Raw genomic sequence first — 24,027 nt, 5'->3', positions numbered from 1 at the left:
TTTTTGCTTCATGGTCTTTCACTCCAACAGCTTACAAAGAAATAATTTTCCGACTTCCAGATACCAACGTATTTTTAGAAAATTAAAAAAACATCATTTCCTTAAATAAAAAAATTAGTCTATCTTGATTATCCGATCAAATGGAGTTGATTACTCTTAATTTCTTGAGCAATGGTTTAAACATCTATTCAAGAAGTATTAAGAACACGTGCTCAAATAATTAACAACAGAATTATGTCGTATTTTTTACAGTAGATTCAGGAGTAAAATAATACAATGTTTAACCCTACAGGTATTAGCCATCTGCCACCAGCTTCAACAGCGCACAACCAGACTGAGCGCTCAGACACACCCGGATCTCAAGCAGGAACAAGCGTAGGATCCCTTGGTCCCCGCACTGCACAGCAACTGGATATTATCGAAGGGGATTTTAGAAAGTGCGTCTGGTCTTTTAGACATCAACTGGACAACCTCCGCTTAAACCCTGAAGAACATCATCAGGCAGCCCAACGAATTTTCGATAGAGCGGCAGAAATTCTGCAAGTAACATCACCTAGAATCAGAATAACGGATTACAGCTCTTCAGAAAGGAGTACAAATATCAATATAACTATCCCGCAGGAGCTTACACGTGAGAGCTTAAACCAACTACTGTCTTTAGTCTCACCCAGCTCTTTCAGATCAGAGCAGCCCCATTCTCACAGCATGCCCTCTGACAACCCTCCAGGACATCATAACCACAGCATGCCCTCTGACAACCCTCCAGGACATCATAACCACAACATGCTCTCTGACAATCCTCCAAGACACCGTGACCACTTCATGCCCTCAGATATTCCGCCAAGACCATCAGATGCTTATCATCAGCCTTCCATGCCACCAATGCCATCACAGGACCGCATTCCTTTTCCTCCTCCTTCCTATCCACCCCATCCATCTCAGGCTTTCACTCCTACAAACTTTTCAATGTTTCAGCAACCTCCCGGTACTATGCCCTACCTTCAAGCATCAGGCCCTCAAAGACCCCAGAGAGATGACAGTGGAGAGTTAAGATTTAACCTTTCAGGAGGCTTCCCTATGATGGGAGACGGTCTTGGAACATTACTTGGAAACCCAATGATGAATCTTTTTGCTATGGGTGCATCACGGCCAAGGACGGATTCTCATACAGGCCCTGTAGGAATTGAAAGGCTCCTCCATATGGTACCTATAACCCAGGAACCCTTTAAAGAAATGAAAAATTTAATGGTCATTCGAGGAGAGAATCCATTACCCTGCTTTGATCAAGAACATTTAATCGAACAGTGGGCAGCCCCAAGTAATAAGGGAGAAGTAGATAGAATACTGCAGGCAATTGCCAAAAAGCCGGATCATCTAAAGGGTGTGGACTATAAAGAACTGAAAAATAAAGCACCGGAACAACAAGGTCTGCTCCTTCTGAAATCACTGCTGAAACACACTGATAGTGAATCGAATATACAAATGCTGGCCTACCTGAAACAGCAAGGCTTTCTGAAGCGAATAGAGCCTACCCCCACTTCAAACATTTCCCGCACTCCTGAGGCCTCCAATAGTCCGAGAAGTAATACGCCAACAGGCACTGATAACTTATCAGAAACACTTGGTCAAATGTCAGTAGGGCCAGAAAAGCTCTCCGGTGCAGATAACTCAACACTGGATTCTGGGATTCAGCCGGATGTACAAAGTAATGATAATGATGACGCCGCTTGATAATTAAGCAGAGGGCATATTGTGGATAAGTGCAAAACCGCACTTATCCACAACTGAAGAGACAGCGAAGAACTTACTTAACCAGCAGGGACTTGCCAGACATCTCGGCAGGCTGTTCCACGCTCATTAGATCCAGCAGGGTTGGAGCCAGGTCAGACAGAATACCGTCTTTCAGCTGAATAGCCTGAGGGCCAGCGTAAACCAGAGGGACCAGCTCACAGGTGTGGGCAGTGTGTGCCTGACCGGTTGTCGGATCTTCCATCTGCTCGGCATTCCCGTGGTCAGCAGTAATCAGGCACTGGCCACCCACTTCTTCCAGAGCTTCCACCACACGGCCAATGCTCTCGTCTACCGCTTCAACTGCCTTAACCGCCGCATTGAAATCACCGGTATGGCCAACCATATCGCAGTTTGCGTAGTTACAGATGATCAGGTCGTGCTCGCCACTGCGAATTTCCTGAACCAGACGATCGGTGACTTCAGGAGCACTCATTTCTGGCTGCAGATCGTAGGTTGCCACTTTTGGAGAGGCGACCAGCACACGCTTCTCACCGTCAAACGGCTCTTCACGACCGCCACTGAAGAAGAAGGTTACGTGAGCGTACTTTTCGGTTTCAGCAATACGGAGCTGGGTCTTGCCCATTTTCTCCATGTATTCACCCAGTGTGTTCACCAGCTCGCTTGGCGGGAATGCACAAGGTGCATGGATGTCCGCAGAATACTGAGTCAGCATCACAAAGCCAGCCAGACTGGCCACACGGCTGCGTGCAAAGCCATCAAAGTCCTGATCAACAAATGCACGGGTAATTTCACGGGCACGGTCAGCACGGAAGTTCATAAATACCAGTGCGTCACCATCGTTCAGGCGGGCAGCTTCCGCACCGATCACGGTCGCTTTGACAAACTCATCGTTTTCATCACGCTCATAAGCGGCCTTCAGGCCTTCTACGGCAGTCGCAGCAGAGAACTCGGCCTTGCCATCAGTGATGAGGTCATAAGCCTGCTGTACACGATCCCAGCGATTATCGCGGTCCATGGCGTAGTAACGGCCAATCAGGCTGGCTACACGGCCAATGCCTTTCTCTTTCAGCAGGGCGTCCAGTTTTTCCAGGGATGATTCAGCACTGCGCGGTGGGGTATCACGACCATCAAGGAAGGCGTGTACATAGACTTCTTTAGCACCACGACGGGCAGCCAGCTCAACCATGGCATGAATATGGTCTTCATGGCTGTGAACACCACCGGGGGAAACCAGCCCCATAATATGGACGGCTTTACCTGCACTGATGGCTTTATCCACAACGCCGGTAATTACATCGTTTTCGTAGAAGTCACCATCCTGAATGGCTTTGGTGATACGGGTCAGCTCCTGGTAAACCACGCGACCGGCACCCAGGTTCATATGGCCAACTTCACTGTTACCCATCTGGCCATCGGGCAGACCAACATCCATTCCGGAACCGGAAACGAAGCTGTGAGGGTTCTCTTTCCACAGACGATCCATTACCGGCGTTTTGGCGGCCAGAATGGCGTTGCTGTCTTTTTCTTCACGGTAGCCGTAACCATCAAGGATGATCAGGGCGGTAGGTGTGCGCTTATCAGTCATGGGCTCTTAACCTTGGCGAACTGGATGGCCATAGAAAAGGCTGCGTCTGGAAGCGTGTCCGAGATAAGGCTGCATTTTTGTCTTATCAGCCTGCGTCAGCGATCTCTTGAACCAACCTCATGGTGAGTGGAATGGTTCGCATTCTACCTGCTTTGCCGCCGGTTTCCAGTGAAATGCCTGCTCTAAATTGAACAGCGCAAACTATCACATCAGAAGCCGTCAACTGGCGATATATCGTGGAAATTTCTGCAATTTTCTGAAACTTTCCGCACAAACATCACCGACAGCCTTTATACGGTAATTTTAGCTGGCGAAGGATTTTTGTACTAACGCACAATGCATACAAAAAGCCTGCCAGCTTTTTTCCGTGGTTTCGTCCTTACTTTCCTGAAGCGGGATAAGTATACTTGCCTCCTTTCAATTTATAGATTGACAGCTTGTCGGCATGGAACAATTCATAGAGTTTATCATTAACCACCCCCTGCACGTTGGTGCACTGGTGGCGCTGGCCAGCGCACTGGCCTTCACTGAAATGCGTAAAGGTGGGCAGAGTGTTTCTACCACTCAGCTGACCCAGATGGTCAACCAGGACCTTGGCGTGGTGATTGATGTTCGGGAAAAGGCAGACTTTTCCAAAGGTCATATCGTGAATGCCCTTAACATTCCTTATACCAAAATCAAGGAGCGTGCTGGCGAGCTGGAAAAATACCGTGAAAAGACCATCATTGTGGTCGATGCCATGGGGCAGCACAGTGGCAGTGTTGGCAAAACGCTGAAAACCGAAGGCTTTGCCAATGTGGTCAGACTTCAGGGTGGCATGTCCACCTGGACTTCCGACAGCCTGCCGGTCGTCAAGAAATAAGCTCTGGCTGGACAATCTGCACGATCGTTACCAAAATGCGTTATTCGTTCAGAGGACGCCTGAAAATAGGCGCGTAGCGAGAACCAGGGAAAATGGAGAATAAAAAAATCAATTTTGTGAGGCGGATAGCCCGCTATTTAACGAGCAAAATTGGCTTTTTAGTCCCATTTACCGAAGGTCACAGTAGCAGCACTACGTTCAGGCGGCCTCCTGGCCCATCAAAAGTAAGGAAATGACAATGGCTGAAAATCAGCAGCAGGCACCGCAGTTTGCGTTGCAGCGAATCTACATGAAAGATATCTCCTTTGAATCTCCAAAGGCCCCTGAGATCTTTCAGAAGCAGTGGCAGCCAGAAGTCAAACTGGACCTGAGCACCAGCAACCGTCCGCTGGAAGAAGGCCTGTATGAAGTGGTTCTGTCTCTGACTGTGACTGTAGAAAACGGCCCAGAAGACAACAAGGAAACCGCTTTCGTCACTGAAGTACATCAGGCAGGTGTCTTCCTGGCCAAAGGCCTGGATGAAGAAGAACTGCACCGTACCCTGGGTGCCTTCTGCCCGAACATCCTGTTCCCATACGCCCGTGAAGCGATTGACAACCTGGTACTGCGCGGCAGCTTCCCTCCGCTCATGCTGGCACCAGTGAACTTCGACGCACTGTACATGCAGGCTCGCGAACAGCAGTCCGCTCAGCAGCAGCCAGAAGCCGTCAACTGATAAACGCGACCCGTTTCCCGCTTACCGATGCCCGAACAAGCCAGATAACCTGCGCTGTTGCGGGAAGCGGGAAGCGGGAAACGATCTAAAAATCTAACTTCCTCCTGCAAACCCCATCTGCCGCCAGGCTTCATAGACCATCACCGCCACCGTATTGGACAGATTCAAACTTCGGCTGTCCGGGAGCATGGGTAATCTCAACACCTGATCTTGAGGCAGAGACTCCAGTATTTCCATTGGCAGGCCACGGGTTTCCGGGCCAAACAGCAGAGCATCACCTTCTCGAAATGCACAACAACTGTAATTACTGGTGCCCTTGGTGCTCAGTGCCAGCACCCGACCCGGTTTGACGGTTTCCAGAAAGCTCGGGTAGTCAGGGTGAATTTTCAGCTCGGCAAACTCATGGTAATCCAGCCCGGCCCGCTTCAGGCGCTGATCATCCAGCTCAAAGCCCAGGGGTTCGATCAGATGCAGACGAAAGCCGGTATTGGCACAGAGGCGGATGATATTGCCCGTATTGGGGGGGATTTCCGGCTGGTAGAGAACAACATCAAGCATGGACAGATCCAACAGATGACAGAGCGCCAATCATAGAGCATCTGTGAGTTGGATGGCATTAATTGACGATACAGGCAAAAGCTTTTGAACCACAAAGAGCACAAAGCCCACAAAGTTTTTTACTTAAGGGGAGTAAAAATTGGGAACGCATCAAAGATGCAACTTTCTCACAAAGCCTGAAAAGCCTTCCTTTGTGCGACCGCCAGGGATGGCGGAAGTGCTGGTAATGCACGACTGCATGGAAGCAGGAGTTAGGGTAACGCATGGAGCAGTTACCGAGGAGCAATTACCAGTGATCTCTGTGGTTCAAAAAGCTTGTAATATCAGCCAGCCTGGGTAAATCCGAAGATCATCACCAGCGTCAAAAACAAGGCGAGCAGATTTCCGCCGCAGCCATAGCGGAACAATTTGTTGTCACTGCGTTTATGGTCGTAAGGGGACAGGTCCATTGTCTCAAGCCTCAAAACAAAAATTCTTACAAAGAGGTTTTTTATAAGAATAGTGGATAAATTCAGCCTTTAAGACGGATTGCATCAGTGGCTATTTATAAGGAGTGAACGGTTCGCCCGTGTTTAACCACCCGCTTTTGAACGACAAAGAGCATAAGATTTTTGAACCACAGAGACCACGAAGAGCACAGAGAAAAGAATTTGTAGAATATCCAGGGGGGTGTTACCAACTGGCCATTCACAAAAAGAAGCAAACGTTGTGGGTTCCGTGATCTTTGTGGTTCAAACGGCTTGTAGTCTTTATAGCTCCAGAAAAAACCATGACATTTCTGTGACATCGAAGAGCGATAATTGAGTCACAAACGGTCCCCATTCAGAAACCATTCAGGTGACGACGGCATAATGCATTAGCCTGGAAGCAGGATGGGAATAAGTAATACCAATTGTGCTTTCTAACTGCCGTTATGAGCGAGAAGATGAGCCTTAGCTATGGCGACGATCGGCAACGCAGGATTAAGGCTCAAATCTTCAGCGCAATAGAATAGGGAGTTAGAAGGTTCGATTGGTATCGTATCTCAAGTGTAAAAAAACGGTAGCGAAACGCAATCACATGATAGGTATTGAGACACATTGTGCGAGCACAAAAATGTCAACTATCCACCAAACACAGATGCTCGTACACATCCCATTCGCAAAAACCGAAAGATAGTAAAATTTATTGTGACATGAGTCACAAAAAGCTTGTGTATTATTCCTGAATGTTGAAAAATCGGGGTTCAATATAATGGCTGACCAAATCCTTACAGTCTGGCTAAAAGTCGCTCAGCAGAAGGCTTTGGTCGCAAAATAACCATTATCCGGTGTTGACTTGAAAAGGTTTGTGACTGGATTTGTGGAAAGTGTGAATCGTTAACTGTAAATAGTGAATGGTTAAGCATAACAAGCGGGGCTGCCCCTGATAACTATCCACTCTTCACCATTGATTATTCCCTTTTCCCCAATCACCAACCAGACGACATCGGATCAGAACGTAACCACAGGCACACGGCAGCTAACCACTGCATGGGGGCAAAAGAATGAAAACATTAAAGACATTGGCACTGGCGACGGCGGTTTCTGCTGGATTGTTGGGGGCTGGTGGAGCCATGGCAGTAGTTGTTGATGGTGACCTTGCAACAGATCAATCTATAGGTAAGTTTGATATAACCCTTACCACTAACACCATGATAAGGGTTTGGGGACTTGATGATGTAAGTGAAGATGTTGATTCTGTTTCCAGCCTACCAACCCCACTTGCAACTGATTTCTGTGTATATACCAATGGTACCAACAACCAATTCGACCTTACTGTAAGTACTGGAAAAGGCTTTGAACTTTATAACGACGGTAATAGCGGTTCCCTTGAGTATGCCCTCGAAATTGGTGACGCTGGCGCTACTCAAAAGAAGGCAAACTTCAATTCAGAAACCAATATAACTGAATTGTTTGATGCTGGCGCATCACAGCCTGATCCTGCTCAGGAATGCAGCACTGGAAATATGAGTATGCAAGTTAGTTTTTCCCAAACAGGCTTAAATGCTTTACCTGATGGCACCTATACCGACACCGTAACTATAACTGTCCAAGCTAAATAAGTTTGACCTCGTTCCCACGGTTCTCCGTGGGAATGAATACCGGACTCTCCTGAAGTAAGGAAAAACGGGGTCAGGTCTTTCATCGTGTATCCCGATAGGTCGGTTCACTTGCGAGCCGACAAATAAGATCAAAATAATCTGAACCCAATGTCGGCAACCGCTCTGCGGTTAACGACCTACGAACAAACCATTCCCAAGCACAGCATGGGAACAAAAATATTTAATAACTTCGTGTCTTTGTGACTTCGTGGTTAAAAAAACCAGACAACTCCACCAAAGTGGAAACTCAATAAAACTCAGTGAGCTTTCTGAGCTCCGTGGTTAAACACCCAGGATAAGATTCAGTTATTATGCGTCGTTGGAAGTGCATCGTTACATTGCTTCTTGCATTTTCCATGTCCGCTTTCAGTCACATGGCGCTTGCTGACGACCCCATTTTTCTCGCCGCCACCAACCCACCCGCCGGTTTTGAAGAACTCAGCGGCACCCAGCAATCCCTGGTGGATATCTACTTCGGCAACCGCTATATCGGTTCCCAGCTGGCCTCGTTCAGCCCCGGCATTATTGAGCTGCCCAACCCCGCTGAACTGGTACGCCAGATTGGTAACCTGAATGACCCAACCCTGATTGTCAGTACCCTGACCGGCGAACTGAACAGCCATGCGGATCGGGTCTGTCTGACGGATAACGCTCAAAACTGTGGCATTCTGGAAACACCGGTGGCCGGTGTGATCTTCGATGAATCCCGCTTCCGTGTGGATATCTTCATCAACCGTCGTTTTATGCTGACCCGTGCCGCTGATGTGCGCAAATACCTGCCACCATCTGATGCGGGCTTTGCCCTGATGCAGAACTTCTCTGCGGCGGTTTCCGGCTCCACCGCCGAGGGCAGCGATAACAGTTACACCCTGAACGGCCTGACCATGGCCGCCTGGGAAGAGAACAGCCTGTACTGGAGCTGGGACTATTCCGATACCAACCACTTCTCCGTCAACCAGTTCTACGGCCAGCGGGATTTTGAAGGACTGGAATACAACGGTGGTCTGTTATCCACCAGCGGCTTTGGCCTGAACCTGACTTCTGACCAGCCCATGGTTGGCCTGCGCATTAACAGCTCCGACAATACCCGGGAAGACCTGGACTTCTCTGGCGGTATGCCGGTGGAAATATTCCTGCCCACCCGAGGTCGGGTAGAAATACGCAAGGATGGCCGCCTGATCGACAGCGCATTCTTCGAAGCGGGTTCCCAGCAGCTGGATACCACCAGCTTCCCCAGTGGCGCTTACGATATCGAGATTCGTATTCTCGATGAGAGCGGTAACCTGATCTCCACCGAAACCCGCTTCTTTGCCAAGCAGAGCCAGATTCCCCCCATCGGTGAATGGCTGTTCTTTGCGGAAAGCGGCCGACTGGTAAACCGTGAAGCGGATAAAGCCCTGCCAGAGCTGACTGAGCAGTGGCTGACCCGTGCTGGGGCCAGCCGCCGGGTGTTTGATACCCTCGCCGCCACCGGTGCAGTAGCCATTAATAATGACGATGCCCTGATGGAGTTCGGGCTGTACCACTTTGGCTACCGTTATGAAATCGCCCCATCACTGATGCTGGCGGATAATGGTAGCAAGGGTTTTACCGTCAACAGCCGACTGACTCTGGGCGACCTCTCCCTGTCAGGTAACTATCGTCGTTTATGGCATGATGAACCCATTGATAATGAGGTCGATGACAATGGTGAAGAGATTCCCGGTCTGTTTGGTAATGCCTTTGAGCAACACTCCGTTTCTGCCTCCATGCCCGTGTTCGATGGCAGCCTGGGCTACCGTTACAGCCTGAACCAGAGCTACGACGACAATAACGAAGAGCAGGATCCGACTCGTACCCACAGTCTGGACTATCGCCGCACCCTGTTCCGAACCTTTGATTACGATGGTGATATCACCCTGAGCCTGAGCAAATCCGGCGATACCGAGATTGGTCTGGTCAGTTTCAGCTTCCGCTACCGTGAAGACCGCTGGAACTTCCGGGCTACGCCACGGGCCGAAGTCAGCAAGCGTGATGGTGAAACGGACAGCTCTGAACGACTCCGCCTTTCAGCTTCGTGGGATGATGGCGATCTGCTGGACGGCGACCTGCGCTTTGATGCCGGCGTTGAGGGCGGAACCGGCGATGACCGGATGGATGGCAGTGTGCAGTACGCCAACCGTTATGGCCGTGCCAGCTTCAGTGCCAGCCATACCCTTGGCGATACCAGCAATACCACCTCCTGGGGTGGCAGTATGAGCACCAGCTTCCTGACCGATGGTGACGTGTTTGCCCTGGGTGGTGAAGAGCGTGCCGAGAGTGCCCTGGTAGTAAACCTAGACGGTCGACCTGGCGATGTGTTTGACGTCAAGGTCAATGGTCAGCGCCGTGGTTATGCCATCGCCGGCTCTCCTTCCATTATTGCTCTTTCACCTTATGAGCAATACCGGGTCAGCCTGAGCCCCGCCGGTGAAACCCTGTACAGTTTTGATGAGCGGGAAAAAACCGTGACGCTCTACCCTGGCAATGTGGTGACACTGGATTACGAAGCGATCCCCCTGCAGCTGCTGTTTGGACGACTTCTGTTTAATGGTCAGCCTTTAGAAGGAGCACGCATCAACGGTGGCCTCTACCCTGGCAGCACCGACGATATCGGTATGTTCCAGCTGGAAACCCGCTCCGATGTGGGCAACCTGCAGGTGGAGCTGGATAATGGCTGGTTATGCCAACTGCCTGTGCAACCACTGGATGCCGGTTATGTGCTGCAAATGGGTACTATCGATCTTAGCGACGCCCAGTGTGCACCGCTGCTGGAAGGCCAACTGGCGATTACTAAGCGGGATGATATCGACCAATAAATTCATTTCTCCATCACTTCTCAGCCTGCTGAAATCTGCAGGCTGAGAAACGTCGTATAAGTTCCCTAACCAAAGACTACCTATTCATCAGGACTTATTGTGAGCGCTGTTGTCACACAAACCGCTGAGAAGGTGAAGTTCCTTTCACTGTATTCTCTTTTTCTTTTCGCCCTTTCAACCCTTCAAGCGACACCTGTTTTCGCTGACAGTGACTGCTTTGACAACAACTGCGATCAGGATGGAAAGTACTGGGTTAAGATAAAGCGCCTGCCGGAAGAACTGGAGCTGCCGGCCTGGGGTGGTGAAGAGGTTGTCTCTGGTAGTACCGGAGTCAGCAGTGGCAAACAATTTTGTACCATTGCCTTTTTAGAAGGCAGCCCACGGGAGATGTTTGATCTTCAAATCACGATTGATGGCTCTTCCTCATCAGGTCAGTACCTGCTGAACAATGGCGGCTATTCAATACCGGTAACCTTCGAGATCAGCGATACAACTGGCAGCGCGCCACAGGCAAAGCAGATATTTACCCCCGGAAAACGCATTACGTTAAAGGGAAACAACAATTATCAGCAATGCAGGGACAATGAGCTGACGATTTCGGCTTCCGTTGCCAGACAGGATATTATTGCTACAGCCAGGACCGGCACTTATACCGGATTCTTTCGGGTATCATCGCAATCAACCATGGATGCCACCAGCCTGGGGCCGGTATGGATGGAGCTTGAGGTAGAAATTGAAATATTACCGGTCATTCAAATTCTCGGGCTGGAAGATATTGCACTGCAACCCAATGGAAATTCAGCAACAGGCAGCCACCAATTCTGTGTGTTTGCCATGGGAGCCAATAAATTCGCACTGGAAGCATCCAGCTCCGTAGGAGCTGAGCGACCTAACCAGAAGTTCGCTCTGCAAAACGGCAACAGCAGTTACATTGACTATAACCTGGTCGTCTCTGACTCTGCAGGTAAAAGGCGGTTCTACTCAAGAAGAGGGGAAAAAGGTGGTTTTACACCAACCTCTGACCAGCAGTGTCTGTCTCCCAATATGACGGTAAACGTCAATGCGCCCGATATCAGTGGGGCAACGGGTACATACAGCGACACCATGACATTTACGGTAACGCCTGATTAAGCTTACCTTCCCTACTTCAGTTCACTGAATGGTTTCACCGATTGGATTTTTTGGAAAAAGTCCACCACATTGCATCGAAACCTGACTGGATAAAACTGGTTTGTAGCTCAATAAAATCAGTTACATTGGTTACATGTAAGAATAATAAAACAGGGCTCGGCCATATTTTGTCTCAGTATGAGCGAAGTGATGGCACTGGCAGTAACCGGTTATGTTATATGAAGTTCTCTCGATCGCTCTAACGCGTTTTTCCCCTATTGTTTTCACCCTGTGGATAACTCCACCCCTGGCGGCATTAGAGTGCGCTTCTCTCTCCGGAAACAATGAACGCTGTGCTGACGTCATTGGAATGGAAAACCAGGAAATCACGATTCAGACAGAAGAGATTATCAATAACAGTTCCGTGATTTATGGCGAACAGCAGTACTTCGTTAAACTGTAATGGCGGTACCAATACGAAAGTAAGGATTGTCGTACTGGATAGCTGGATAAATGGAAAACCTGCGGGAGTGTATAAGGGTACACTTTATCTCAACTGTAGAGCCTGCTTAGGTACAAATGTCAGAGAGCAGCCTTTGCCACTAAAACTGAAATCAAGAGTCCGCTCTCCCACTAAAGCTCAAGTCAAAACATAGTTAAAAAAGCTCAGATCATTGATGCAAAATAGCTGAGATCATAGTACAAATACCCTCCCTTGACGTACTGATATCAATGATAGCCAAGAACAGAATGATTAAATTAGCAGCATCCTAATTTCTCTTTATTCAAAGGGTTTTCTACTGCACATCGCAGGGAGATTTTTACATACTAAGGAAAGGCAAGAAATGTTGTATGCCTGTTTAAATAGTATTGCCAGAGGCATAACACTTGCCCTAGTCATAAATATCATGATTCCCCCACAGGGTGCTCTGGCATGGTTTGCTTTTGGCAAGGATAATTATCAAAAAACCACGCTCCCCTGGGAAAGTGATGATATGACAATCACTTTCCTCATTTCCCTTCAATCCTGCTACGGATTAAGTAGCAGTGGTGGATTCCTCAGTTGTGAAGCGTTTAACCGGACGGAGCTTTATTATCTAACGGGATCAAACTTCACCCTTGTGCTTCAGGATAAAATAAACCCTTCAGACCCTGACTTGGATATCAGCCGTGTTACTTTTAACGAAGGAAGCAATAAGAACATTATTATCAGTAATCAGGAAACCAATCCCGGTTTATCCCCCTACAGTTACACCCCTGTTGATGCAGAGGTCACTTTTACAATAAACCATGAGGCACTAAGTGTTGCATTGCCTGGTACCTACCGTTCTTCCTTTTCTCTTCAGGGTGCCGAAAGAGGTGGCTGGGGAACCTATACTGACCAAACCAAATTTATCTTTGATGTTGATGTACCAAAACGCGTCAAAATCAGCGGTTTAAAGGATATTTCACTCCAGTCTGATGGTAGTGGGACTATAAGAAGCAACTGGGAAAGCTTTTGCGTATTCGCCCAGGGTGGCGAAGCGTTCAAACTTCGAGCCTTTGGATCCGATAATTCTGGTGCTTTTATCTTGAAGCAGGGAGATGAAAAAATAAACTATAGGCTTCGGATGCGATCAACAATTAATGGTAATCCTGAAAACATTGAACCCAGTAAAACCCATTCCATTTATCAGTGGACTGGCTCAAATAACCAGGACTGCAATGGCAATACTCAAAATAATATGGAACTGCGCGTTATCATACCCTCCGAAGAGCTGAGCAATGTGTCATCTGGTGTGTATATGGATACCGTTACAGTCATTGTTGAACCAACTTAAAGAAAAGTTGGCATGACTCACGCAGCTAATCAAGGAGATACACCTACGAAAGTGAAACCGTGAAATGTTCTCAACTCAAAAGTTTGAGTATGCTGATGATTCTGTAAACGGCACTTGTTATCATGAATTTATTGGCTACTGAGCACGAAACTTCAGTAGTCACCCAGTCTCGACCTAAACAGAGTAGTCCTGATATCTGCAGGAAGCAGACCATATAGAAAGGTTCATGGAGTGAACACTATGCTGTCTAGCGGTAAAAAGCCTGTTAGCCAATGCATGATAATACTTGGCATTATGCTGGTACTTTCCTACTCCTCTGGCGCACTTTCATGGTTCGAGTTTATTGATGCAGATCCTGTTCAAGTGGATTGGGAAGATCAGGACATCGTGATTGAAATGCCTTTTTCACTTCGCTCCTGCTTTGGTAATGAGAACCTCAATGATGATGGCGATAAAATTTTTCCATGCATACTGCCGATACGACAAAACTACTCACTCCAGGCTTCAGATTTTAATTTGACCTATGATGGCTCAAATGGGGTAGATACCACACAGAGAACAATCGCTGAGGCATTATTCCAGGAAGACCAGAACAGTGCTGACCTGGTTAACTTCCAAAACAATCCTACCGGTGAATTTTTACCGTTAAGTCATGAATTTGTTCCTGCAAAAGTCACCTTTCGACTTTTCAATAATCAGCTCTATGATGCACTTCCAGGCACCTATTCCGCCGATGTTTTTCTGAAGGGTATGGAAAATGATGGTTTGGATTCTTTCGAAGACAGTACCCGTTTTAAATTCGATATCATCATTCCCAAGCGTGTGAAAATCAGTGGTCTCCAGAATATTGAGCTAACGGCGGTTAATAACAATGCCATTAACAGCGGATGGCATTCATTCTGCATTTTCTCTCAAGGCGGCACTGCTTTTGACCTGAAGGCTCATGGTAAAAATAACGCCAACAGTTTTGTTTTGAAACAGGGGACAGACCTGATTGACTATGAGCTGTGGATAAAAGCAGCTGGAGGCACAGAAACCCGGATCATACCCATGACCAGCTACCAGAATTGGCTTGGCTCAATCAGTAAGGACTGTCAGAATAACATCCAGAATAATATGGAACTGGAAGTTCGCATTCAGTCTGGCAGCTTAACCAATACTTCAGCCGGTGTTTACAAGGATACTGTCACCATCATTGTCGAAGCGGTGTAAGCCTCTACGAGAAAAGTATTTTGCAGACGAATGAGGCCACATTACCAGTAAAACATAAAAAGGTAGTGTCAGGAGTACTGCGTTATGCTGTTCAACGCTTTTGTCTTTGTTTTCACCCTCCTCTTCTCTGTAGCATCCCTTGCAGATAATGACTGCAACAAATCCGACGCTGACTGTGCCAGCAGCAATGACCCAACCTATAACTACTGGATCAAAATCAAACGACTCTACCCAATCGAGATGGGGCAGTGGGGTGGTGAAGAGATTGCCAATGGCGCTACCGAAGCCGCTACCGATGGTCGCCTGTTCTGCCTGATTGCCTACCGGGAAAACCGCAATGGTCCAAAGAACCGTCAGCTGAATGATTTCCAGGTGCGCTTTGATGGCCCAAAGCAGGGAGGGCAATATGTGCTGGAAAGTAGTTCCAGTGCCACACTGCCCGTTACATTGACCCTTCTGGGTGCTGATGGCGATGCCCAGAATGGTTTTTCTGATGACCTGCTGAATACTCCTTTCAATTTTTCGGCCAGTCAGCAACATCAGCAGTGCAGAAATAATGAATATATTCTGCGTGCTGAAATTAAACGCTCAGACATTCTCAACAATGCCTTTACTAACCGGTATGAAAGCCGGTTTACCTTAATTATTGAGCGTTCCAACCCTCAGCTCACCGTTGAAGTTGAATTTACCGTTTCTATTGAACTGGTGCCTATGGTTCAGATTTCCGGCCTGGAAGATATGGCTATTAACCACACCACCGGTAGCAATGTCGATCAGGGACAAACCTTCTGTGTCTATGGCTTTGGTACCACCAGTTTTAAAATTCGTGGTGAAAGTAAATACGGCAGTGGTCAGTTTTTGCTTTCTAACGGCAGTGACAATATTGAATATGGCCTGGCCGTTGGAAAAGCGGGTGGGAATGGCCAGGGCAATATGAAAGTACTCGCTGAAGGTGGCAGCTATGTGACTCATAACTCATGGACCGCTGCTGATTCTGCCTCCTGCGGCAACGGCACTTCTGAAAATATGCGGCTGAACATCACGATTCAAGATATTGAGATCAGCGGCAAGCCTGCTGGTGTTTATCAAGACACGGCCTATCTTACGATTGCTCCCGGTTAATTCTCTCCAACATGCTGAATCTTCTTTCCCGTGATGCCCTGATAAAAAAACTCGGTTTTCCACCATTGCCACATTATGAGTATTGATATGCAATAGATCGTGATTCACTCACTACTGCTCAAGACAGATCTTAATGGCAAGGCAAGCTCTTAATAAAATCTACTTTCTGTTCGCCAATGTCCTTTGCGTGATCTTCCTATGTCTGCCAGTTACTGCCCGAGCAGAGTTTGAGTTTCTTGATTATGAAATTCGAGAAGTTATTGAAAAGCCAAATAGAGGAACGGTTGAGGTCAGTTTTGATGTTAACTTCAAGTCCTATCATGTTTTAAATAACACATCCCAGAATTATCGTTTTGCAATCACAAAAGATCCGATTTCTGGCGTATCTTATTCCAAACTACCAGAGGTTTCATCACTTAAACCAGACAACAAGCATCTGCAGAATACAATTAATGTAACGGGTGACAGGAGTTTTTCTTTTAAATCTGGTCAATGGTCATCAGAAATTCTTTCAACACAAATATTATCAAGACTGAGTTTCACTCTCACGTTGAAACAGGAGGGGATGAAAGATCTTTTAGGAAATGAAAAAAATCTTGAGATATTCCTTGTGGGAGCTGATGCCTAAACTCCACTTTATTACTGGAAGTCACTTCCCATTATTATCTCAATCAGCAGACCCGGTGAAGTCAAAATCTCAGGCCTTGATGACGCCACTTTAACGCCTTCATCACCAAAAGTAACGATGGACGCCTGTATTTACAGCAGTACCGGTCAGGTGGGCGTAATTCTGGATGGTATACACAGTCAGACGGGAGAAGCTTTCCAACTTAAAGCCAGTGGCTCATCAAACTATTTACCTTACTTCCTGTCACTCGGTACCAACAAGACCAGTACGAAGGACATACTGTACGAGGGGTTTGAAGAGGCAAAGCCCTGGGAAGTAGAAAAAAAGAATGAGCACTGTAATAACGGTTCAAATACATTTTTCACCGTTTGGGTAGATCCAGATGAAGCTGCCAGTGCTCCTGAGGACACCTACAGTGACACCCTGACAGTGACACCCTGACAGTGATAGTGACGCCCAAATAATGTCAAGATTTCCCCGACTCTCTGTTTGAAGAGTTATCCCTCATTTTCATTATTCCTTCCTATCAATACGGGGAACTGATTATTTAATAACCATAAAAAAGCCGCTTTAATCTCTTCAGATCACTTCCTCACTTTATAAACCTGTATTAAAAAAATGAGATTCACCTCAACAGTACTCCGGTTTGTGCTTACAGTACTAATGTTACTGTTTTCCGGTTTGACCTCCGCCGCTTTCTTTTTTTGATCGAGATATTGAATACATAGACATTAACCTTGATGAGGTCGGCAATAACTTCAACCGCTCTATCACCGTACAATTTAAAACGGTATGTGAGTTGAGTGGCTGTAACCCGGTGGGCAGAGGTCAGGACTACCGTTTTGGTAGTTTCCAGCCATGATGAAGGTGAAGGAAGGGGCAAGCCTTCTCTTAACCGGGATGGACTTTCTACTTTTTTGAGACGGGTACGCTTTCAATCTGAGGCTGGCAGAAAATACACTATCTATAACAATGGCTGGAATAACTGGTCATCACTCTTTGAAGCACCGGAAACAGTCGCCATAGAGAGAACCATTACTTTTGAATTAAGACTCAAGAAGAGTGGACTCACGGGCTTACAACCAGGCCAGTACAAAAGTGTCTACCTGATTGGTCTTGATGATGAACAGACTCAATACCACGATACTCTGGAAATTCGTATTCGAAAGAAAGCAAACCGAACCGCAAAAATCAGCAACCTGAAAGATGTTTCTCTAACCCATGGCTCTGCTGGCAATTATGACGCCAGAACCATGTCGTTCTGCGTTTATGTTTCAGACGGCGGACAATATCTGCTCAGAGCCAATGGCGGCCATACTGATCACAATAACGAGTTTAACCTGAGCCAGGGCAGCAGACGGTTACCTTACCAGATCGATTTTCGTTCAAACCGGGAACCCTGGCAGACCGGGATTAAACCGGGAGCCGGTGTTACCGGTACTGGCAGCAATAAAGAGAATTGTGGTGGAAAGGACAATGCTGAAGTGAGAATAACATTGAAAAAGCAACCCTCGGATGGAGGGCGGTATCAGGATACTGTGACTATAACGGTAACGCCCAGCTGAAGCCCCACTACCAGCATTATAACTGGCCGGCTCTGCCTAGGAAAAATATGTTACAGGCAAAGTTGAATCATGACAGTTTGCATTGCGTACATGATTGAACTAGACATTCTTTATGTACGTTATGCATAAACCTTCTTATGTACCAAGGTCAAAGCCTCTAAAGGACATTCAAGAAGAAATAGTGACTCGCGATGCGAATGGTAAAAGTCACTATAAAACTCACAAAAGGCCCAAGGACAGCAAAAAACCGAGAAGTTTTTCTGAATTCAAAGCTCAGCTTAAATCCAGAAGTATTTCAGAGCGCTCAAGCTATAAGTTTATTCCCAGCTGCAACGCCTCTACAAAGCAGTCGGAGAAAAGCTTGGAATCCCGGGCAATTGAAAAGCGGAAGTCGGATGAAACGGTGATAACTGGTCCTGCCTCCAAAAAGTTGAAACTTGATACTCCAGGAGATTGCAGCACAGCCAATACGGTTAGAGTTCTTCCATAACCTGAACCAAACTTTGGCCCATGTTCTATTAGAACTAATTGTTTTCGCATAGCAGGTAAAGCTGCCTACTCTGAGGGTGAGCCACAGGAATGAGTAGAAAAAAATAATAAAATGGTAGATAACATCGTACGATGCCCTGGCTATTTCGCCTGAATGACAGCCTCCCACATATTCAATGCAGGAGTGTCACAACAGGTCACCACTATGATATCAAAGAGAGAACTTCTGAGTTTCCTCAAACTCACCATCAAACAGGCCGTACTGAATAAACCCCTTACCTCTGGCCGCCCCCTCAGGCAAAGGCATTTCCCAGCTTTCACCGGCATAGATACGGGTACCGTCGCTTAGGTCAGTACAGCTTTCTTCTTTGCTGCTGGTGCAGTATTTTCCATTACGCAGAACAACATTGATGTTGCCACTGTTAGTAAACGTCATTTTGCCATTATTCAACTTGCCGGCCACTTTATACTCAGGGTTCTGAGGGCGGACAAAGACCAGAGCCTGATAAGCTACCAGCAGTTTAATTGCAGTTTTCTTAGCCTCCAGATCACCAACCACAGGACGGAAGGTTACCCGATAGACCAGTTCTTTATCCTTCGGTGTTTCCAGACTGACCAATCGTACGGTTTTACGGCCATTGGGTGGGATAATCGCTTTGCCCGGTGTGGCCAGAAGTTTGATTTCATTGGGGTCTGTTACTCGAATACGCTCTTCCTGCTCTGTACCAGGATTAACGACCTTGTAGACTTCGGTTTGCAGGTAGAGATTTTCTTTATCCGGGTTGGAGACCACCACATCCTGCCGTGGCAGCTGATCTGGCTTGAAGTAGACGATCATACGATCAAGAGACATGGTTGCCAGCGCTTGTGAGCTGGCGATAAGAGTCGCCAGCAGGCAGGCTCCACTGACAATGCGTTTCATGAACATATAATGGTAATTCCGGTTTGCCCTGGGCCAAACTTCACGGCATCACATAATAAAGTTTGAAACGACAGGGGATGAACAACATCCCCCTATTCTATTGCCCGGAGAAATAAACTCAAATGAGTTTTGATGCCAGTGCTGACCAGCGCCGACAACTACTCCGCATGAATCAGTAATGTCGCGGGCTGCTTTGATCCCTGAAAACCCATTACCGGCTGGGCAATCAGTTTTCGGCTGCTGTTACGGCAATCTTTTTCAACGCCAAATAATGCAGAGGGCTGATTGGTAATCCAGGTTTCTCCTGCTGGTTCAGAGACCCTTAAATCAACACCGTCAGCACCACTGGAGGCCAGACTGAACTGGGACACACCACGTCCTGAGACACAAAGAGAGACCGGGCGATCAAAACTCAGCGTACTGGTTGGAATAATGACCGGATTGCCGTCTTCATCCGTTGCACTCTCATCCACAATGGCAACCTGAGACTGCAATGATGGGTAAACAATGAGAGTGATAGAAAATGAACCTGTTGAGGTATTACCCAGCTTTCCCCGGGTGGCGGCTTCAACGTCTGTCAACGAAGTGACGGCAAATATACCAAATAGGAAAAATGCGCCAATTCCCTGGCGCAACTTTCTATTAAGAGATCGTGGAGTCCATTCCATGATGTTACTGCCTTACTGCTACATCCTGTTTTCAGTATAGGCAGTGTGAAATGCGAACTGTTGACCTTATATCCTGCCAGATTTCCTTATATCGGGAATAGGCTTTTTAACCATGCAGGCACGGTGTGCAGGTTTTTCTTTGTCTCTTCGTGCTTTTTTCCTTACGGGTATTGTGGATGCTTAAACCACCAGCTCTTCCTCTTCCAATGGTGCTGAGGGTTCCAGATTCAGCTCCTTAATCTTACGGGTCAGTGTATTCCGGCCCCAGCCCAGTAGCTCTGCAGCATCCTTTTTACGGCCACCGGTATGAGCCAGTGCTGATTCAATGACAATGGTTTCAAAGGCTGGCACCGCCTGATCCAGAATACCGACATGGCCTGCAGCCAGCTCATGGTCACACCATTGCCGGAATAGCTGCTCCCAGCTGCCATAACCCGTCATGGCTCCCTGGCTATTACCCTCCTTCTCCATCAATTCAGGAGGCAAGTCAGAAACGAGCACTTCCCGACCAGAAGCCATCACCGTTAACCAGCGACAGGTGTTTTCCAACTGCCGGACGTTACCAGGCCAGTCCAGAGTGCTCATATAACTGGCCGTTTCCAAGTGAAGGATTTTCGGCTCCACATCAAGCTCTTTACCTGCCTTATCCAGAAAGAAACGTGCCAGTCTTGGAATATCTTCACGTCGATCCTTAAGCCTTGGCAGATGTACCCGGATAACATTCAGACGGTGAAAAAGGTCTTCGCGGAACTTGCCTTCTTCCACCAGTTTTTCAAGATTCTGGTGAGTCGCGGCAATAATGCGCACATCCGCCTTTACTGGTGTGTGCCCACCCACGCGATAAAACTCTCCATCAGCCAACACTCGCAGTAAGCGGGTCTGGGTATCTGCGGGCATGTCACCAATTTCATCCAGAAACAGGGTACCGCCGCCGGCCTGTTCAAAACGCCCTCGACGCATGCCACCGGCACCGGTAAATGCACCTTTTTCATGACCAAAGAGTTCAGACTCAATCAGATCACGGGGAATAGCTGCCATATTCAACGCAATAAAGGATCTATCTGCCCGTGGACTGTGACGATGCAGCGCTCTGGCCACCAGTTCCTTACCCGTTCCTGATTCACCATTAATCAACACTGTTATGTTGGAATGAGACAGACGGCCAATGGCGCGGAAAACTTCCTGCATTGCCGGGGCTTCACCAATTATCTCCGTTGACTCCTCCTCCTGCAGGGATGCCTCCGGAGTCAGCGCCTCAGCCAGTTGCTGCTGGCGATGTTCCTGACCACGCTTAACCAGTGCCACCGCCTCATCAATATCAAAAGGCTTGGGCAGGTATTCAAATGCACCACTCTGGTAAGATGACACCGCACTATCCAGATCGGAATGAGCGGTCATGATAATAACGGGGACATCAGGTTTCAGTTCATGAACCGCCTTCAACAGTTCCAGGCCATTCATGCCGGGCATACGGACATCGCTGATCAACACTTCCGGCTCACTTTGTTCCAGCGCAGCCAGTACTTTCTCCGGCGCATCAAAGGATTGCGTTTCGATGCCTTCTGAATTCAGGGCTCGCTCCAGAACCCAGCGTATCGCCTGGTCATCATCCACGATCCAGACTTTGGAATTCAAACTCATACTTCACTCCTGTGACATATCCAGCGAAAGCGGTAAATAGACATTGAAAACGGTTTCTCCGGGCTTACTCTCACACTCAACCAGCCCCTGGTGCAGGCTGATGATTGACTGTGCCATGGGTAACCCGAGGCCGGTTCCATCGGCGCGGCCACTGATCATGGGGTAGAAAATATTTTCGATCAGTTCAGGAGGAATACCTGACCCGTTATCAATAATGGACAAGTGACAAACCAGCCGCCGTCGCTGGGTACCGATAGTAAACTGTCGTGCAATACGGGTTCTCAGAGTGATCAGGCCTTCAGAACGCGGCATTGCCTGATCAATAGCCTGCATGGCATTGCGCACCAGGTTAAGAATGGCCTGTATCAGCCGTTCGAAGTCACCCGGTATATCGGGAATACTTGGGTCATAGTCTCGCTTGAGCCTGAGCTCTCCACCGGTTTCTGCATTAATTAGCTGCATCACCCTTTCAAGCACTTCATGAATATTCAGGGCTTCCATCTTCGGTGGCTGAAGAGGTCCCAGCATCTGGTCAACCAGATCACGCAGCCGATCCGCTTCCTGGATAATAATCTCTGTAAATTCTTTAAGCCCTTTATCATCCAGTTCCCGGGCCAGAAGCTGAGCTGCACCACGAATGCCTCCAAGGGGATTTTTCACTTCATGAGCCAGACCCCGAACCAGAATTCTGGAGGTTTCCTGTTTAGCTATAAGTGACTCTTCTCGTGTAATTTTCTGAACCCGGTCACGAGGATTGATTTCCAGGAGCAGCCTTGCATCTCCACAGACGATAGGTGAAATACTGTAATCCACATTGATCATCTCACCATTGATGGGAAAGTCGGTTTCCCGACGCGTAAACTGCTGATGCTGAGCCAGGCTTCGATCCAGATCAGCCCTGAAATTTTCTTCAGGAATCACTGCAGTAACTGGCTGGTTAAGAACCCGTTTCAAACTGGTATCCAACAGAGTTTCTGCAGCCGGGTTCAGGGTAATCACCCTGAACTCCTGGTCGAGCACCATAACCACAGTATTCAAGTTATCCAGAATGATGTTTTGCATAGTTACTGTTTCAGGGATCATCTCAGGTATAAGCTGCTTCATGGTCTCATGGTCAAGTCTTATTATTGCTGTTGTCGTATCAATTTAATGAGAAATAGCATCGGGTATCGTGAATGCAAAAATCAAACCACCCTTAATAAATAGCCCGTTTTTTGGAAGCGAAACCTCCAAGCTGCCTTACACTCCATTTCTGCAGGCATTTTCAATGCTAATCATCCAACCGATGTTTAAAAGTTAATTCCGATTTATTAACTTTAAGCGCACCATAATAGTGCATTCATGTAATCAGAGCATCACATTTATGAAGCTTACTCCCATCAAATCTTCTAACCTCATTATGGGTATGGCTGACTGTAGAACCAAACAAGGCGAAGTCGTGGCCATGAAAAGGCGCTTTAACACAGTTTTACGCTTCAGGCAGTCAACGGAACAGGGGGTTAGAAAGTGTGATTGGTATCAGGTTCCGTTGATATAACGGTTAGAGGAATTGATGTGGTTGGCTGGAAAGTACGGGGAAAGTAAAGCCCACTCCCCCCTTTTTGGTGCAGCCGTCACGGGGCAGGAGGGTTTATAGATACTGCAGGAGTGAATACGGTTCGATGTACATGAATCGTATTGCTGGAAGACTGAATGACTTTGGCCTGATTATCTATGATCTCCACGGTAAGGCTGTGGGTGCCACGATCCACATTCTTGAGTTCAAAGGTTAAATTTCGCTTGGATTCCCCAACCACCTCACCATCAAGCAGCAGGCGGACTTTGTGACCCGCAAGAATTCTTGGTTCTGTGGCAATTTTTACCGTGAAATTCCCCTGGTTCCGCACTGTGGCATCATTGGCAGGCTCTATAATCTCCAGATTGGAGTAAAGTTCCTTGCTCTCTTTTTGAGCAGGTTTTGACGATTCAGGCTTACTCCTTGGGGTTGGAGACATTGGTGTAAACGGGCGTAACTTGACTTCCTCACTGGGCTGGTCGGCAGGGCGCGAGTCAGTAAAGACAACATTTCCGTCCTGATCCACCGTTTTATATATAGCGGCAAACGCAAAGTCCACTGATACCAGAGGCAGAATAACCGCCAGAAAAGACCAAACCATCGCCTTTTTTATATTCATGAGCCTCTTGCCCCGGGTGAAGTCTTACACGACTTATACCAATTGAATTTTCTAACTACTGTATAACTGCCCAATCACGGGAGCACAGACTGAACAGTCGACCAGCTTCGCTGCAAAGGTTATTCCAAGCTTCACAGCAACAATCTACAATATTTTCATAACCTGAAAATGCTTTGTTTGATAAGTCATGCTCCCGCATCCACTCCCATAGCCTTTCTGAGCTGTTTAACTCCGGTGCGAATGGT

The 24,027-nt window shown here is 47.5% G+C and carries 21 protein-coding genes and 1 pseudogene; 13 read left to right on the top strand and 9 right to left on the bottom strand.

Going from position 1 to position 24,027, the window contains the following annotated elements; genetic code table 11:
- The first annotated feature begins 1,077 nt into the window (after positions 1-1,077).
- Positions 1,078-1,731, top strand: a complete 654-nt coding sequence (locus tag AK963_RS13325; RefSeq protein WP_066015947.1) for a hypothetical protein — start codon at positions 1,078-1,080, stop codon at positions 1,729-1,731.
- Positions 1,732-1,804: 73 nt separating this feature from the next.
- On the opposite strand, the gene gpmM is transcribed toward AK963_RS13325, so the two are convergent.
- Positions 1,805-3,337, bottom strand: coding sequence for a 2,3-bisphosphoglycerate-independent phosphoglycerate mutase (gene gpmM, locus AK963_RS13320; protein ID WP_066015946.1), 1,533 nt, complete (start codon positions 3,335-3,337; stop codon positions 1,805-1,807).
- 445 nt (positions 3,338-3,782) lie between these two features.
- On the opposite strand from gpmM, the gene AK963_RS13315 reads away from it, so the two are divergent.
- The gene (locus AK963_RS13315; RefSeq protein ID WP_066015945.1) at positions 3,783-4,199 is read left to right on the top strand and encodes a rhodanese-like domain-containing protein; all 417 of its coding nucleotides are present in this window, start codon (positions 3,783-3,785) and stop codon (positions 4,197-4,199) included.
- Positions 4,200-4,437: 238 nt separating this feature from the next.
- Positions 4,438-4,914, top strand: coding sequence for a protein-export chaperone SecB (gene secB, locus AK963_RS13310; RefSeq protein ID WP_066015944.1), 477 nt, complete (start codon positions 4,438-4,440; stop codon positions 4,912-4,914).
- A 93-nt stretch (positions 4,915-5,007) separates the two neighbouring features.
- Here the strand turns inward: secB and trmL are convergent, their stop codons facing one another.
- A complete protein-coding gene (gene trmL, locus AK963_RS13305) occupies positions 5,008-5,472 on the bottom strand; it encodes a tRNA (uridine(34)/cytosine(34)/5-carboxymethylaminomethyluridine(34)-2'-O)-methyltransferase TrmL (RefSeq protein ID WP_066015949.1) in 465 nt (154 codons plus the stop codon).
- 323 nt (positions 5,473-5,795) lie between these two features.
- Complete coding sequence (locus tag AK963_RS36630) at positions 5,796-5,921, bottom strand: hypothetical protein (protein WP_274520520.1); 126 nt, start codon at positions 5,919-5,921, stop codon at positions 5,796-5,798.
- A 1,076-nt stretch (positions 5,922-6,997) separates the two neighbouring features.
- On the opposite strand from AK963_RS36630, the gene AK963_RS13300 reads away from it, so the two are divergent.
- From AK963_RS13300 to AK963_RS13255, 10 genes are all read left to right on the top strand, one after another.
- Complete coding sequence (locus tag AK963_RS13300; RefSeq protein ID WP_066015943.1) at positions 6,998-7,555, top strand: hypothetical protein; 558 nt, start codon at positions 6,998-7,000, stop codon at positions 7,553-7,555.
- Between the two features lie 350 nt (positions 7,556-7,905).
- Complete coding sequence (locus AK963_RS13295) at positions 7,906-10,431, top strand: TcfC E-set like domain-containing protein (protein WP_066015942.1); 2,526 nt, start codon at positions 7,906-7,908, stop codon at positions 10,429-10,431.
- Positions 10,432-10,530: 99 nt separating this feature from the next.
- Entirely contained in the window at positions 10,531-11,562 is a 1,032-nt protein-coding gene (locus tag AK963_RS13290) for a hypothetical protein (protein WP_066015941.1), read from the top strand.
- A gap of 211 nt (positions 11,563-11,773) precedes the next feature.
- The gene (locus AK963_RS13285) at positions 11,774-12,004 is read left to right on the top strand and encodes a hypothetical protein (protein ID WP_066015940.1); all 231 of its coding nucleotides are present in this window, start codon (positions 11,774-11,776) and stop codon (positions 12,002-12,004) included.
- Positions 12,005-12,698: 694 nt separating this feature from the next.
- Positions 12,699-13,361: a hypothetical protein gene (locus AK963_RS13280; protein ID WP_139117395.1), complete on the top strand. Its 663-nt coding sequence runs from the start codon at positions 12,699-12,701 to the stop codon at positions 13,359-13,361.
- Between the two features lie 240 nt (positions 13,362-13,601).
- On the top strand, positions 13,602-14,573 hold the full coding sequence (locus AK963_RS13275) for a hypothetical protein (protein WP_066015938.1): 972 nt from the start codon (positions 13,602-13,604) through the stop codon (positions 14,571-14,573).
- 84 nt (positions 14,574-14,657) lie between these two features.
- Positions 14,658-15,695 (top strand): hypothetical protein, encoded by a 1,038-nt coding sequence (locus tag AK963_RS13270; RefSeq protein ID WP_066015937.1) that lies wholly within the window; start codon positions 14,658-14,660, stop codon positions 15,693-15,695.
- Between the two features lie 133 nt (positions 15,696-15,828).
- Positions 15,829-16,323 carry a hypothetical protein gene (locus AK963_RS13265; protein ID WP_066015936.1) on the top strand — a complete coding sequence of 165 codons (495 nt, stop codon included), beginning with the start codon at positions 15,829-15,831 and terminating at the stop codon, positions 16,321-16,323.
- A gap of 117 nt (positions 16,324-16,440) precedes the next feature.
- On the top strand, positions 16,441-16,764 hold the full coding sequence (locus AK963_RS13260; RefSeq protein WP_066015935.1) for a hypothetical protein: 324 nt from the start codon (positions 16,441-16,443) through the stop codon (positions 16,762-16,764).
- 362 nt (positions 16,765-17,126) lie between these two features.
- Complete coding sequence (locus tag AK963_RS13255; RefSeq protein ID WP_139117394.1) at positions 17,127-17,888, top strand: Csu type fimbrial protein; 762 nt, start codon at positions 17,127-17,129, stop codon at positions 17,886-17,888.
- Between the two features lie 700 nt (positions 17,889-18,588).
- On the opposite strand, the gene AK963_RS13245 is transcribed toward AK963_RS13255, so the two are convergent.
- The 6 genes and pseudogenes from AK963_RS13245 to AK963_RS35355 all read right to left on the bottom strand — a co-directional run.
- Complete coding sequence (locus AK963_RS13245) at positions 18,589-19,305, bottom strand: fimbrial biogenesis chaperone (RefSeq protein WP_066015932.1); 717 nt, start codon at positions 19,303-19,305, stop codon at positions 18,589-18,591.
- 152 nt (positions 19,306-19,457) lie between these two features.
- Positions 19,458-19,967 carry a hypothetical protein gene (locus AK963_RS13240; protein WP_066015931.1) on the bottom strand — a complete coding sequence of 170 codons (510 nt, stop codon included), beginning with the start codon at positions 19,965-19,967 and terminating at the stop codon, positions 19,458-19,460.
- A 180-nt stretch (positions 19,968-20,147) separates the two neighbouring features.
- Positions 20,148-21,608, bottom strand: a complete 1,461-nt coding sequence (glnG, locus tag AK963_RS13235) for a nitrogen regulation protein NR(I) (protein ID WP_066015930.1) — start codon at positions 21,606-21,608, stop codon at positions 20,148-20,150.
- Positions 21,609-21,611: 3 nt separating this feature from the next.
- Positions 21,612-22,712, bottom strand: coding sequence for a nitrogen regulation protein NR(II) (gene glnL, locus AK963_RS13230; protein WP_238593726.1), 1,101 nt, complete (start codon positions 22,710-22,712; stop codon positions 21,612-21,614).
- Between the two features lie 509 nt (positions 22,713-23,221).
- Positions 23,222-23,782, bottom strand: coding sequence for a DUF4124 domain-containing protein (locus tag AK963_RS13225; protein WP_066015929.1), 561 nt, complete (start codon positions 23,780-23,782; stop codon positions 23,222-23,224).
- A gap of 55 nt (positions 23,783-23,837) precedes the next feature.
- Positions 23,838-24,027, bottom strand: a pseudogene (locus AK963_RS35355) (IS630 family transposase); the annotation flags it as partial.

This window comes from Endozoicomonas atrinae, from assembly GCF_001647025.1.
Lineage (GTDB): Bacteria > Pseudomonadota > Gammaproteobacteria > Pseudomonadales > Endozoicomonadaceae > Endozoicomonas > Endozoicomonas atrinae.
The sequence above is the reverse complement of the archived record's forward strand: the minus strand, read 5'-3'. Positions and strand labels throughout refer to the sequence as shown.